The 12,815-nt window shown below is 42.2% G+C and carries 15 protein-coding genes; 10 read left to right on the top strand and 5 right to left on the bottom strand.

Annotation, left to right across the window (positions count from 1 at the left end):
- Nucleotide 1: 1 nt before the first annotated feature.
- Nucleotides 2-973, bottom strand: coding sequence for a KpsF/GutQ family sugar-phosphate isomerase (locus WA256_RS19305; protein ID WP_335992975.1), 972 nt, complete (start codon nt 971-973; stop codon nt 2-4).
- Nucleotides 974-976: 3 nt separating this feature from the next.
- A complete protein-coding gene (locus WA256_RS19300; RefSeq protein ID WP_062566528.1) occupies nt 977-1,945 on the bottom strand; it encodes a calcium/sodium antiporter in 969 nt (322 codons plus the stop codon).
- Between the two features lie 248 nt (nt 1,946-2,193).
- Here WA256_RS19300 and WA256_RS19295 point away from each other — a divergent pair, with 248 nt between their 5' ends.
- The 7 genes from WA256_RS19295 to murA are packed head-to-tail and all read left to right on the top strand — an operon-like array spanning nt 2,194 to nt 6,850.
- Entirely contained in the window at nt 2,194-3,012 is an 819-nt protein-coding gene (locus WA256_RS19295) for an ATP-binding cassette domain-containing protein (RefSeq protein ID WP_082401555.1), read from the top strand.
- Nucleotides 3,005-3,784: a lipid asymmetry maintenance ABC transporter permease subunit MlaE gene (gene mlaE, locus WA256_RS19290; RefSeq protein ID WP_054554167.1), complete on the top strand. Its 780-nt coding sequence runs from the start codon at nt 3,005-3,007 to the stop codon at nt 3,782-3,784. Before WA256_RS19295 ends, mlaE begins: the two co-directional genes overlap by 8 nt.
- A gap of 13 nt (nt 3,785-3,797) precedes the next feature.
- Nucleotides 3,798-4,346, top strand: a complete 549-nt coding sequence (mlaD, locus tag WA256_RS19285) for an outer membrane lipid asymmetry maintenance protein MlaD (protein ID WP_054561096.1) — start codon at nt 3,798-3,800, stop codon at nt 4,344-4,346.
- 2 nt (nt 4,347-4,348) lie between these two features.
- Nucleotides 4,349-5,026 (top strand): MlaC/ttg2D family ABC transporter substrate-binding protein, encoded by a 678-nt coding sequence (locus tag WA256_RS19280; RefSeq protein ID WP_335992971.1) that lies wholly within the window; start codon nt 4,349-4,351, stop codon nt 5,024-5,026.
- Nucleotides 5,019-5,312 carry an STAS domain-containing protein gene (locus tag WA256_RS19275; protein ID WP_054561094.1) on the top strand — a complete coding sequence of 98 codons (294 nt, stop codon included), beginning with the start codon at nt 5,019-5,021 and terminating at the stop codon, nt 5,310-5,312. Before WA256_RS19280 ends, WA256_RS19275 begins: the two co-directional genes overlap by 8 nt.
- 5 nt (nt 5,313-5,317) lie before the next feature.
- On the top strand, nt 5,318-5,575 hold the full coding sequence (locus WA256_RS19270) for a BolA family protein (protein WP_054554171.1): 258 nt from the start codon (nt 5,318-5,320) through the stop codon (nt 5,573-5,575).
- Nucleotides 5,576-5,590: 15 nt separating this feature from the next.
- Nucleotides 5,591-6,850: a UDP-N-acetylglucosamine 1-carboxyvinyltransferase gene (gene murA, locus WA256_RS19265; RefSeq protein WP_063530163.1), complete on the top strand. Its 1,260-nt coding sequence runs from the start codon at nt 5,591-5,593 to the stop codon at nt 6,848-6,850.
- A 68-nt stretch (nt 6,851-6,918) separates the two neighbouring features.
- On the opposite strand, the gene WA256_RS19260 is transcribed toward murA, so the two are convergent.
- The 3 genes from WA256_RS19260 to WA256_RS19250 form a co-directional block, all read right to left on the bottom strand.
- Nucleotides 6,919-8,001: a trypsin-like peptidase domain-containing protein gene (locus WA256_RS19260; RefSeq protein ID WP_058585926.1), complete on the bottom strand. Its 1,083-nt coding sequence runs from the start codon at nt 7,999-8,001 to the stop codon at nt 6,919-6,921.
- Nucleotides 8,002-8,099: 98 nt separating this feature from the next.
- Nucleotides 8,100-9,452, bottom strand: coding sequence for a Do family serine endopeptidase (locus WA256_RS19255; RefSeq protein WP_054561091.1), 1,353 nt, complete (start codon nt 9,450-9,452; stop codon nt 8,100-8,102).
- 123 nt (nt 9,453-9,575) lie between these two features.
- Nucleotides 9,576-10,019 carry a YhcB family protein gene (locus WA256_RS19250; protein WP_055020791.1) on the bottom strand — a complete coding sequence of 148 codons (444 nt, stop codon included), beginning with the start codon at nt 10,017-10,019 and terminating at the stop codon, nt 9,576-9,578.
- A 178-nt stretch (nt 10,020-10,197) separates the two neighbouring features.
- Here WA256_RS19250 and zapE point away from each other — a divergent pair, with 178 nt between their 5' ends.
- The 3 genes from zapE to rpsI all read left to right on the top strand — a co-directional run bounded on the left by zapE (nt 10,198) and on the right by rpsI (nt 12,507).
- A complete protein-coding gene (gene zapE / locus WA256_RS19245) occupies nt 10,198-11,286 on the top strand; it encodes a cell division protein ZapE (RefSeq protein ID WP_054561089.1) in 1,089 nt (362 codons plus the stop codon).
- 391 nt (nt 11,287-11,677) lie between these two features.
- Nucleotides 11,678-12,106 (top strand): 50S ribosomal protein L13, encoded by a 429-nt coding sequence (gene rplM / locus WA256_RS19240; protein ID WP_054561088.1) that lies wholly within the window; start codon nt 11,678-11,680, stop codon nt 12,104-12,106.
- A gap of 8 nt (nt 12,107-12,114) precedes the next feature.
- A complete protein-coding gene (gene rpsI, locus WA256_RS19235) occupies nt 12,115-12,507 on the top strand; it encodes a 30S ribosomal protein S9 (RefSeq protein WP_095209788.1) in 393 nt (130 codons plus the stop codon).
- Nucleotides 12,508-12,815: the final 308 nt, after the last annotated feature.

The raw sequence follows: 12,815 nt of genomic DNA, 5'->3' as shown, positions 1-12,815 counted from the left end.
CTTAAAGAACTCCTGCTTTTAATAGGTCTTGCATATTAAGGGCACCAATTGGCGTATTACTTTGATCTACCACAATTAAACCATTGATACGTTTACGTTCCATAATATTTAAAGCTTCAGCTGCAAGCATCTCAGGGCGAGCAGTTGTACATGAACGGGTCATTACTTGCCTAATTGCCGTGTTATGGATATCGATGCGCTGCTCTAAAATACGGCGTAAGTCACCATCAGTGAATAATCCGGCTAACTTTTCATCTGCACCAATCACCGCGGTCATACCAAGGCCCTTGGCTGACATTTCGATTAGTGCGTCTTTAATGCTTTGGGTTTCGCTAACGATTGGCGTGGCGTCGCCTGCGTGCATCACATCATCTAATGTAAGCAATAAACGTTTACCTAAGCTGCCACCCGGGTGCGAAAGTGCAAAATCATCGGCTGTGAAACCACGGGTTTCAAGTAACGCAACCGCCATTGCATCACCCATAACCAAGGTCGCTGTGGTACTTGCCGTTGGCGCAAGGCCTAATGGACATGCCTCTTGGCTTACTTTAATGCACACATGTACATCAGACAGTTTTGCCATGGTTGAGTCTGGGTTGCCAGTGAGTGAAATCATCTTTGCGCCAATGCGCTTGATAACAGGGATAATGCTAAGTACTTCGCTGGTTTCGCCTGAGTTCGAAATACACATCACCACATCATCACGGGTGATCATGCCTAAATCACCATGGCTTGCTTCGCCAGGATGAACAAAAAATGCCGGTGTGCCAGTACTTGCAAGGGTCGCCGCAATTTTATTACCAACGTGGCCAGACTTGCCCATACCAATCACAATAATACGACCTGTACATTGGAACATTAATTGGCAAGCGTTATCGAAATCTTGATTTATATATTGCTCAATTTCTTGTAAAGCTTGTGCTTCAATTTCGAGTACGCGCTTACCCTGCGCGATAAAGCTAGGTTGTGTCATTAATTATCCTACTTGGCTGAAAATATAGCCCTGATATGCAATAAATGCGACTAACAAGAAGCCACCTTCTACTCTATTGATACGACGAGCACCTTTAAAGTTCAATGACATGGCAATCAATACAACGGTTGCTGCAATCATGATAAGTGCATCGCGGTTTGCCGCAGAAGGGTCAATAACTGATGGGTTGATAATACCCGCAAGTGGTAATACGGCGAGTAAATTGAAAATGTTTGAGCCAACGATATTCCCAAGCGCTAAATCGTCTTCGTTTTTTAATACCCCTGCAATACAGGCTGCCAGCTCTGGTAAGCTGGTACCAATAGCAATAATGGTTAAGCCTATTACAAGGTCTGATAGACCAAAATATTTCGCAATATCAACGGCTGATTCAACTAAAAAGTGTGAACTAATGGGTAATAAAATCATGCCGATGACTAACCAAAATACGGCTGATTTAGTGCTTACATCGTTCGGAACGTCTTCACATGCTTCGCTGACAAATGGGTCATCTTGGTTTTTAGCACGCAGAGACACAATAACTAAGCCACCAATAAACACGGCAAAAGCAATCATCAAGGCAATGCCTTCAGCGAACGAAAAATAGTTATCTGAGAACACATACCAAGCAGCTACAGAGATTAACAGGACCAGCGGCATTTCACGTTTAAGTGTCATTGAAGATACTGAAAGAGGGCGTAGTAAAGCTGTGACACCAAGTACAAGTAAGATGTTAGTAATGTTAGAGCCGACCGCATTACCTACCGCAGTATCTGTTTTATCAGCAAGTGCTGCCGATGCAGATACCATCATTTCAGGGGCTGATGAGCCCATAGCAACAACGGTTAAACCAATGATTAGGGTGGGGATCCCCATATTTTTTGCGAGTGCAGCCGCCCCATAAACAAACCGATCGGCACTCCAAACGAGTGCAGCAAAACCAATAATTAAAATGACAAAAGAAGTCACCATTGTGATACGCCAACATTACTTATACAGATGACTGCAAATAGTAACAAAAGCGAACCTGAAAGTATAAGTAAAAGAATGGGCTGGCGAGCATAAAGCGTGCTTAGCAAGGAAACTAAATTTCAGGTGTCGTTAAGCTCTTTGCAGCTAGCTTTAGAATTTATTGATAGAAAATATTACAAAATTTTACGATTTGTTTTTTCCATCTTGACTAAAAAACCCTTAAAATGGCAAAACTAGTGAAAAACGTTATGGAGAGCGACTTGTCGCAATCAATAGTAGAAATCAAGGATGTAACCTTTTCACGGGGCGATAGAATCATATATAAAAATATGAGTTTTAACATTCCGAAAGGCAAGATTACCGCTATCATGGGACCAAGCGGCATTGGTAAAACCACCATGTTGCGCTTAATTGGCGGTCAGCTTAAACCTGATTCTGGTGACATTTTATTTGAAGGCAACAGCATTCCTGGCATGACTCGCAAGGAACTTTATGCTGCCCGCACCAAAATGAGTATGCTGTTTCAAAGTGGCGCTTTATTTACCGATATGTCAGTGTTTGACAATATCGCCTTTCCTTTGCGCGAACATACTCAACTCAGCGAAGATTTAATCCGTCTTGTCGTTTTAATGAAATTACAAGCTGTCGGCTTACGTGGCGCACAAGACTTAATGCCGTCTGAGCTTTCTGGTGGTATGGCTCGCCGTGCTGCTTTAGCGCGTTCAATTGCACTTGATCCAGAGCTTATCATGTACGATGAACCATTTGCTGGGCAAGATCCTATCTCTATGGGTGTGTTAGTTAAGCTAATAAAATCACTGAATGAGGTGCTAGGTTTATCATCACTGATTGTGACCCATGATGTAACAGAGGTGATGAGCATTGCTGATCACGTGATCATTATTGCTGATCAAGGGGTGATAGGCGAAGGTTCACCAGAGCAAATGCAAAACCATGAATCTGAACTTGTACAACAGTTCTTAAATGGTTTATCGGATGGCCCTGTACCATTCCATTTCCCAGCTCCTGCGTATGATGATGAATTACTAGGAGTGCATAATGCTTGATCTATTCCAGAAGTTAGGTCACAAAACATTAGGGCGCTTTGCAGCGCTTGGCCGTTCTACTCAGATGCTGTTTGGTGCACTCGTTAATGTGCCGAACTTCAAAAAAGGCACGCCTTTACTTGTTCGCCAATTATATATGGTGGGCTCGCAATCTCTTTTAATCATTATGGTGTCAGGCTTATTCATCGGTATGGTGCTCGCCCTGCAGGGTTACACCGTATTAGTAGGCTATGGTGCTGAAGATAGCTTAGGGCCTTTAGTGGCATTGAGCTTATTACGGGAGTTAGGCCCTGTAGTAACAGCGTTACTGTTTGCAGGCCGCGCGGGTAGTGCACTTACTGCTGAAATCGGTTTAATGAAAGCAACTGAGCAATTATCAAGTTTAGAAATGATGGCGATTGATCCACTTAAACGCATTATTGCACCGCGTTTTTGGGCTGGTTTTATCAGTATGCCGTTACTTGCATTAATATTTTCTGCGGTTGCTATTATTGGCGCTCATTTAGTGGGTGTTGATTGGCTTGGTGTTGACTCAGGAAGCTTCTGGTCAATCATGCAAGCGCAAGTGTCATTCCAACAAGATATTGTGAACGGCATGATTAAGAGTTTTGTATTCGCCATGATTGTGACTTGGATTGCACTTTATAAAGGCTATGACTGTGTTCCTACTTCAGAGGGGATCAGTAAAGCGACAACAGAAACCGTTGTGCACTCGTCATTGGCAGTATTAGGTTTTGACTTTATTTTAACAGCGGTAATGTTTACCAGCTAATTAGGGTATAAAGATGAATTCACGGAAATTAGAAATATTAGTTGGCTTTTTTGTAGCCCTTGGTATCGCTGCATTTGCATTATTAGCATTTAAAGTTGCGAATGCCGGCATTAGTGGTAGTGGTGAGACTTACCAACTGAACGCAAAGTTTGAAAACATTGGTTCTTTAAAAGCACGTGCGCCGATTAAAGTTGGTGGTGTAGTTGTTGGCCGAGTTGAATCAATCTTTATTCACCCAAAAGAGTTTGTGCCTGTGGTTAATATGGCGATTGATGCAAATTACTTATGTAAGTTTTCAGACACAACATCAATCTCTATTTTGACATCAGGTATTTTAGGTGAGCAGTACTTAGGCATTAACCCTGTTATTGCCCCTGAATCTGCTGAGCAACGCTGTATGGGTGAAGATGTAACTGCAAGTGAGCATGATACAGATCTAGATGATCTATTTGGTGTTGAAAGCAAAGCGCTTGCAGATGGTGACTACATTACTGATACAAAATCAGCGCTTGTTTTAGAAGAGTTAATCGGTCAGTTCTTATTCAACCAGGGTGGTGAATAATTATGTTTAAGAAGTTTTTATTATGTATTACTGTGCTGTTTAGCCTAAACGCACAAGCCGCTGAACCTAAGGTTGATTTAAAAGACCCCTACAAAATGGTTCGTACAGTGTCAGATAATACCTTTGCTCGTATTACTAAAGATCAACCTCTTATTGCGAAAGACAAAGAGCATCTTCGCGTTATCGTACAAGAAGAGCTAATGCCTTACATTGACTACAAGTATGCTGCACTGCGCGTACTAGGTAATCACGTGTCAAAGGTTCGTGCTATCGAAGATAAAGAGGAAAAAGCGAAAGCGATTAAAGAGTTACAACGCTTCATTGACGTTTTTCAAAAGTATTTAATTGCTACTTACGCAGGTGTGTTTACTCAATACACTAATCAAAGCGTTGAGTTTGCTCCGCCTCAGCCTTTCAAAGGCCAAGATGTGGTGGTTGTTAAAACTAAGATTGTTGAAGCCGGTAAACCTGATATCAGAATCGACTTTAAAGTACGTGAAGACCGCAGTGGTGATTGGGGCGCGTACGATATGATTGCAGAAGGTATTAGTTTGCTTGATGCTAAACAAAGTGAATTACAAGGTATTTTACGCCAACATGGTCTAGATTATGTAAGTGACTTACTAGAGCAGAAGAGCCAACTGCCAGTGCAATTTAGAGGTGATGGTGGTGATGAGTAAAGTCGAGATTACTCAACTTGAAGATAACCAGTTTCGAGTCAGTGGCGAACTGACTCGAAATTCAATCGGCCGTGAACGCCTTCTGAACGCCAAGCCAGATTCTAGCCATAAAACATGGTATTTTGACCTTTCTGGCCTATCTAGGGTTGACACGGCGGGCTTAGCTTGGTTAATTCACTCTTTCGCAGAATTAAAGCAGCAAGGTATTCACCTTGAACTGCAAAATAGCCCTGAACAATTGCAAAATTTAATGCAATTGGGTCAGGTCACAAACCTATTTGAGTGAGATTTATGGAAACAAGCCAAGTCGAAACGTTATTACGCGACGAACTAAAACTAGATGAAGTGATTGTTAAAGCAAATGGTAGCCACTACGAAGTGATTGCTGTTGGTGAGTGTTTTGATGGTTTATCTCGCGTGAAGAAGCAACAGTTGGTTTATGCTCCGTTAATGTCAACAATCTCAGACGGTACAATCCACGCTGTATCTATCAAAGCGTTCACACCGACTGAATGGAAACGCGAACAAAAATTTATTTTACCTCAATAGTCGCAGGGCCTCCTAATGGATCAATTTGTTATTCAAGGTGGCACCTCGCTGGCAGGTGAAGTCACTATTTCTGGCGCTAAAAATGCCGCTCTTCCAATTCTTTTTGCTGCGCTTTTAGGGCAGGGTAAAAGTACCTTTAGTAATGTTCCTCGTTTACGCGATATCGGCACAACAGAAGCCTTGTTAAAAACACTGGGTGCAAATGTCGAGTGGCAGCAAGACAAGCTAATCATTGATGGTGCGACGGTTGATAAAACGCTTGCACCGTACGAGCTGGTAAAGCAAATGCGTGCCTCAGTACTTGCATTAGGTCCTTTAGTTGCCCGTTTTGGTGAAGCGCAAGTATCACTGCCAGGTGGTTGTGCAATTGGTGCTCGCCCAGTTGATATCCATATTCAAGGTCTTGAGCGCATGGGCGCTATCATCAAGGTTGAAAATGGTTACATTAATGCCAAGGTTGATGGTCGCTTAAAAGGCGCTGAAATCTTTATGGAGATGGTCAGTGTTGGCGCAACAGAAAACTTACTTATGGCAGCAACGCTGGCTGACGGTAAAACAGTACTTGAAAATGCAGCTCGCGAACCGGAAATTACCGATCTTGCTAATTGCTTAATTGCGATGGGGGCGAAGATCAGCGGTGCAGGCACTAGCCGTATCGAAATTGAAGGGGTTGAGTCACTATCGGGTTGTGAATACAGCATTCTTCCTGATCGCATTGAAACAGGCACTTTCTTGGTTGCGGCGGCAATGGCTGGCGGTGAAGTACTTTGTAAAAATACAGACCACCATAGTCTTGATCCTGTGATTGAAAAGTTGCGTGCTACCAATGCCTTGGTTGAAGTCACTGATAACAGCATTTATCTTGATATGCGTAGCCGCGAACTAAAAGCGGTTAACATTAAGACTATGCCACACCCGGGTTTCCCTACCGATATGCAAGCGCAATTTACAGCTTTAAATGTGGTAGCGAAGGGCAGTGCAACCATCACAGAAACGATTTTCGAAAACCGTTTTATGCACGTGCCTGAGTTACAGCGTATGGGCGCAAACATTCGCTTAGAAGGTAATACAGCAATTTGTGGGGATACCGAAAGCTTATCGGGCGCACAGGTAATGGCAACTGATTTACGTGCCTCTGCAAGTCTAATTCTTACTGGCATCGTTGCTCAAGGTGAGACTATTGTTGACCGCATCTATCACGTAGATCGCGGTTATCAGCGTATTGAAGACAAACTAAGTGCGCTGGGTGCTAATATCAAGCGCCGTTCAAGCTAATCGCTAAATACTTATAAAAAAGGCCTAACATCAGTTAGGCCTTTTTTATATCTGTGTTGTTTCAGTAACTACTGATCGTCTTCGAGTTCTGCAACAGTTACCATCACTTTTAAGACCTTACCATCGCGGTAAATCTCAAATTCAAGTTCTTTACCTGGCTCTGTATTCGCCAGTTTCTCAAGCACTTGTTGTGGGTTAGCTACAGGAATACCGCCAATCTTGATTACAATGTCAGTTTCTCTGATGCCTGCTTTCCAAGCTGGTCCAAATGGATCAAGTTGAGAAATACGCATGCCTGCAACAGGTGTAAAGCTATCGCTTACATCTTTGCCTGTGCTATCAATGCCTGTGCCACTGAAGCCTAAATAGCCACGTACTACACGGCCATGTTTGATTAGCTTATCCATCACATCTTTGGCAATCGAGTAAGGGACCGCAAAGAAGATACCCTGAATATCGAGATTCTCATGAGTTTTAAATTGTGCCGAAGTAATACCGACTAAGTCACCTCGTGAATTGACTAACGCGCCACCTGAGTTACCTACGTTAATCGCAGCATCCATCTGTAACAGGCTGCTGTAAGGGCTATCGATTAAATTTTGTTTACCCGTCGCACTGATAATACCTTGGGTAATGGTTTGACCTAAGTTAAGCGGGTTACCAATCGCTAACACAACATCACCTACACGTGGTTTAAATTTATCGTTTACTGGAATTTTTGGTAAATGCTCAGCGCTGATCTTTAATAGCGCTAAATCTGTTTGAGTATCAAAACCAATCACTTGTACATCATAAAAACGACGGCCATCAGCGAGTGTAACGATAATGAGATCGGCATTTTTGATTACATGGTAGTTAGTAAGAATATAGCCGTCTTGGGTCATGATCACACCAGAACCAAGAGCTTGAACGGTGTTTTGGCGTTTATAGCGCGGTTGATTGGAAATGCTTTCTGAAAAAATAGTAACAACCGAAGGTGCTGCTTTTTGCACTGCATCAGCAAAGCTCATGTGCTCTGATGATATCGCCGCAGGTAAATTCATATCTGGTAACAGTGTGCTACGAAGGCTTGGGCTAAATAACACCACTAAAAAGGCAATGCCTAAACCGGTGAAAAGCGGAGGAAGGATAAATTTAAAAAGTTTTAGCACAGTATTCTTATTATCAGTGAGCAATCCCTTAATGATGGCACAAAAAAAATAACAGCGGCAAGCACCGCTGTTATTTTTTCATGATTTATCAACTAGGTTTACTGGATCAGTACGAAAATAAGCTCTCTACCGCGTTTAACACCTAGTACGATGTTACCTTTGGTATTTTCGATGATCTTATTCATGTCGCGAATTGTTTCAACGCGTTGACGGTTAACTTGCATGATCACGTCACCTTCTTCAAGGCCAACGCGAGCAGCAGGAGAGCGTGCTTGCACGCCGGTTACTTCAACACCTTTACCATCACTCTTCTGAGTGTTTTCTAATGTTGCACCTTGGAAAGCTGGGTGTGTCTCTTCGCCTGCGGCAGTTGTGGCTGATGCACCATCGAGCGTGACATTAACAGTTTTAACTTTGCCATCTCGGTAAATGCCCAGTTTTACTTTTTTGCCTTCACCAAGTGTGGCAATTTTACTGCGTAGTTCATGGAAGCCACTAATTTCGGTGCCATCGACGCTAATAATTACATCACCGGCTTTGATGCCCGCTTTACTTGCTGCTGTATCATCCATTACTTGCATAACGTAAGCGCCTTGCTTCACGTCAAGTTGTTGTGCTTTAGCAAGGCCTGCATCAAGTGGGCGTCCCGAAATACCTAGCGAACCGCGACGTACTTCGCCGTGTTCGATAATTTGGTCAACAAGGTTTTTCATCATGGTAGATGGAATTGCAAAGCCAATCCCCACGTTACCGCCAGATGCACCTAAGATAGCGGTGTTGATACCAATCAGCTCACCATTAAGGTTAACTAATGCGCCGCCTGAGTTACCTTGGTTGATAGCTGCATCGGTTTGAATAAAGTCTTCATAACCTTCTATATTTAAACCGCTACGGCCAAGGGCACTGACGATACCTGATGTTACTGTGTGACTTAAACCAAATGGATTACCAATGGCAACAGCAAAATCACCTACACGTAACTGATCTGAATCGGCAATTTTAAGCGCGGTTAAGTCCTCAGCATCAATTTGCAATAAGGCAATATCTGATTCTTTGTCGCTACCGATTTTAGTTGCTTCATATTCGCGACCATCTTCTAAGGTCACCACCATTTTTTCGGCATCTTCGATAACATGGTTATTGGTTACCACGTAACCTTCGTCTGCATCAATGATCACACCTGAGCCTAGGCCACTAAATTCACGCTTTTGACTGCCACCACGAGGAACACCAAAAAAGTCATCAAAAGGAGTCGCACGGCGGCGAACTTCTTTAGAGCCTGACACTTGAATACTCACCACACCCGGTGTGATCTGTTCAAGCATAGGTGCGAGGGTTGGCAATTGTTGACCATTTACAGCAACAGGAAGTTTTGCCATTGAAATTGCAGGGCTTAATAATAAGCTAGAAGATAAAATAGCAGCACTGATAACAGATAATTTCATTTTCATAGTCTGGGTTTACTCCACTTCAGAGATAAAGCAAAAACTAAAAAGGGCTGCATAAGCAGCCCTTTTCTTGGTTTAGATATAAAGCTGTTATATCTAAAGACTATGGGGTCAAAAAAAAGTTCATCAAGAGGCTTTAGAATGTTCTGAAACTTTCTCTGAGCCAGTGAACAAGCCCGTTTCACCAACAACATAGTCAGCTGGCTGAGCTTCGGCACTTGAACGATCGCCTCTGCGGTCTTGTAATGAGTTTTGTAATTGCTCAGTCGTTTCTTTAGAAAAGAAAGGCTCATTTGGATGCTGTTTTTTATCAGCAAGTAGTAGTTTATTTGTTTCTTCTACATGGTTCAGTAGCTGGTCGTAGTTATCTTTCATTTTAGATACTAGCTTACCTGTGCTCGCTAGATGATCAGCTACATCTTGACGATATTGTTCAAGCGCATTGTTAGCTTGCTCGACTTGTTGTTCTAGTTCGTCTTGCTTAAATTGTTTTTTGGTTACAAAAGCACCAATGAAGAATGCTGAAATTGCAACGATGATTAGAATACCTATCCAGGTAATTGTGCCCATAAATCTACCCCTTTGGGAAAAAATAACAAAAACAAATGCTTTAAAAGCATTTATAGTCCAATCATTATTAAAATATGCTTAATTTGATTGTGAAATCATACTGCGGGCTAATATACCCTGAGATACGATGCGTGTTAATATACTGTGCAAATTTAACTGTGTTTTATTGTAACGACCTATGACTCCTTGGCAGAAATACCAACAAGATTTACAACGTGAAGACTTTGTACATGATGCAGCGCAAGAAAATGCAGTGCGCCATTTACAAAGACTCTATGATGACCTAACGGCAGACAAACCGGCCGCGAAGGGGTGGTTTGCCAAACTATTCTCTAAAGATAGCACGCCGAGTATAAAAGGGCTGTATTTTTGGGGCGGAGTAGGTAGAGGTAAGACCTATTTAGTTGATACTTTCTACGAAGCTTTACCTACTGATCGTAAGATGCGTGTGCACTTTCACCGTTTTATGCATCGCGTGCATGATGAGCTGAAAAAGTTAAAAAATACCAGTAATCCATTAAATGTAGTTGCAGATATCTTTAAATCAGAGACAGATATTATCTGTTTTGATGAATTTTTTGTGCAAGATATCACTGATGCAATGCTACTAGGTGGTTTGATGGAAGCATTATTTGAACGTGGCATTGTGCTGGTTGCGACGTCAAACATCGTGCCTGATGAGCTGTATCGAAATGGTTTACAACGTGCGCGTTTCTTACCAGCAATTGAGCTGGTAAAAGCCAACACCGAAATCGTAAATGTAGACTCGGGGGTTGATTATCGTTTACGTACCCTTGAGCAAGCCGAAATTTTCCATAGTCCGCTTGATAAGCAAGCTGATGATAATTTATTTGAATACTTCGATAAGTTGTCACCTGAGCCGGGTGTGCTCGATAAAGAAATTGAAATTGAAGGGCGGATGATCAAAACCCGTAAAGTGTCTGACTGTATTGCTATGTTTGAGTTTAGTGAGCTATGCGAAACAGCCCGCAGCCAAGTTGATTACATGGAAATAAGCCGACTTTATAACACGGTGATTTTGTCTAACGTAAAATCATTAGGTCAAGCCAATGATGATGCGGCACGTCGTTTTATCGCGTTAGTGGATGAATTCTATGAGCGTCATGTAACGCTGATTATCTCTGCAGAAAAGCCAATTACCGAGCTATACAGCGAAGGTAACTTAAATTTTGAATTTAAGCGTTGTATTAGCCGACTACAAGAAATGCAATCGCTAGAGTATTTAGCTAAAGAGCATCTAGCTTAGTGAGCTGTCAGCCTTCAGCCGTCAGTTTTTAGCTGATCGAGATAGTGGTTTAGTTATTTGTGTTAATGAACTGAAGTAGCTTTACATTCATTTTTCGATTTTTAAGCTTTTGATAGCTGATAGCTGATAGCTGATAGCTGATAGCTGATAGCTGATAGCTGATAGCTGATAGCTGATTTTCTCGAATAAAAAACAACCATCATATAGCAATGTGGTTCAAGTGCTGGTATACTCCCGCGTCTGCCACGTTGCGTTCTATTGCCAGATATTAGTTTAGCCTCTAATTGATGGCTCAAAGTCTTAAACTCGAAGGGGTTAAAGCATTCAACTTAGAGCGGTAATTAATAATAATTACCTGTGGTTTTAATTAAAAAACATTGGATTTTAATAAATGAAAACGTTTGTTGCTAAGCCAGAAACAGTAAAACGTGACTGGTACGTAGTTGACGCTGAAGGTAAAACTTTAGGTCGCATCGCTACTGAAATCGCTCGTCGCCTACGCGGTAAGCATAAAGCTGAATACACTCCTCACGTAGATACTGGTGATTACATCATCGTTATCAACGCTGAGAAAGTTACTGTTACTGGTAATAAAGCAAAAGACAAAATGTACTACGCTCATACTGGTTTCCCAGGTGGTCTTAAGTCTACTACTTTCGACAAGCTTCAAGCTGCAAAGCCTGAAATGATCATCGAAAAAGCTGTTAAAGGCATGTTGCCACGTGGTCCTTTAGGCCGCGCAATGTACCGTAAACTTAAAGTTTACTCAGGTACTGAGCACAACCATGCTGCACAACAGCCTCAGGTTCTAGACATTTAAGGAGCACTATCATGGCAAATCAATACTACGGTACAGGTCGTCGTAAAAGTTCAAGTGCTCGCGTATTCTTACGCCCAGGCACTGGTAACATCGTAATCAACAAGCGCTCTCTAGAAGAGTACTTCGGTCGTGAGACTGCTCGCATGGTTGTTCGTCAAGCATTAGAGCACGTAGAAATGACTGAAAAGTTTGACCTACACATCACTGTTTCAGGTGGTGGTACTACTGGTCAAGCTGGTGCTATCCGTCACGGTATCACTCGTGCACTTATGGAGTTTGACGAGTCTCTACGTCCTACACTTCGTAAAGCAGGTTTCGTTACACGTGATGCACGTAAAGTTGAGCGTAAGAAAGTGGGTCTTAAGAAAGCACGTAAGCGTCCACAATTCTCAAAACGTTAATATTTACGTTTATCAGAATACCAAAAACCCAGCTTCGGCTGGGTTTTTTGTTTTTTAGAGCTGTCAGCTTTCAGCCGTCAGCTGTCAGTTTTTAGCTGATCGAGATAGGGATTTAGTTATTTGTGTCAATGAACTGAAGTAGCTTTACATTCATTTTTCGATTTTTTAAGCTTTTGATAGCTGATAGCTGATAGCTGATAGCTGATAGCTGATAGCTGATAGCTGATAGCTGATAGCTGATAGCTGATAGCTGATAGCTGATAGCTGATAGCTGATAGCTGATAGCTGATAGCTGATAGCTGATAGCT

Source organism: Pseudoalteromonas sp. CH_XMU1449-3 (assembly GCF_037027245.1).
Lineage (GTDB): Bacteria > Pseudomonadota > Gammaproteobacteria > Enterobacterales > Alteromonadaceae > Pseudoalteromonas > Pseudoalteromonas shioyasakiensis.
Note: the sequence above shows the minus strand (reverse complement) of the source record. Positions and strands in the feature narration are given on the sequence as shown.

Coding starts and splice junctions, on each gene's coding strand:
- WA256_RS19270 (WP_054554171.1), top strand. CDS start 5,318: ATGGAAACAAGCCAAGTCGAAACGTTATTACGCGACGAACTAAAACTA.
- WA256_RS19305 (WP_335992975.1), bottom strand. CDS start 973: ATGACACAACCTAGCTTTATCGCGCAGGGTAAGCGCGTACTCGAAATT.
- WA256_RS19255 (WP_054561091.1), bottom strand. CDS start 9,452: ATGAAAATGAAATTATCTGTTATCAGTGCTGCTATTTTATCTTCTAGC.
- WA256_RS19275 (WP_054561094.1), top strand. CDS start 5,019: ATGAGTAAAGTCGAGATTACTCAACTTGAAGATAACCAGTTTCGAGTC.
- mlaE (WP_054554167.1), top strand. CDS start 3,005: ATGCTTGATCTATTCCAGAAGTTAGGTCACAAAACATTAGGGCGCTTT.
- murA (WP_063530163.1), top strand. CDS start 5,591: ATGGATCAATTTGTTATTCAAGGTGGCACCTCGCTGGCAGGTGAAGTC.
- zapE (WP_054561089.1), top strand. CDS start 10,198: ATGACTCCTTGGCAGAAATACCAACAAGATTTACAACGTGAAGACTTT.
- mlaD (WP_054561096.1), top strand. CDS start 3,798: ATGAATTCACGGAAATTAGAAATATTAGTTGGCTTTTTTGTAGCCCTT.
- WA256_RS19250 (WP_055020791.1), bottom strand. CDS start 10,019: ATGGGCACAATTACCTGGATAGGTATTCTAATCATCGTTGCAATTTCA.
- WA256_RS19280 (WP_335992971.1), top strand. CDS start 4,349: ATGTTTAAGAAGTTTTTATTATGTATTACTGTGCTGTTTAGCCTAAAC.
- WA256_RS19295 (WP_082401555.1), top strand. CDS start 2,194: ATGGAGAGCGACTTGTCGCAATCAATAGTAGAAATCAAGGATGTAACC.
- rplM (WP_054561088.1), top strand. CDS start 11,678: ATGAAAACGTTTGTTGCTAAGCCAGAAACAGTAAAACGTGACTGGTAC.
- WA256_RS19300 (WP_062566528.1), bottom strand. CDS start 1,945: ATGGTGACTTCTTTTGTCATTTTAATTATTGGTTTTGCTGCACTCGTT.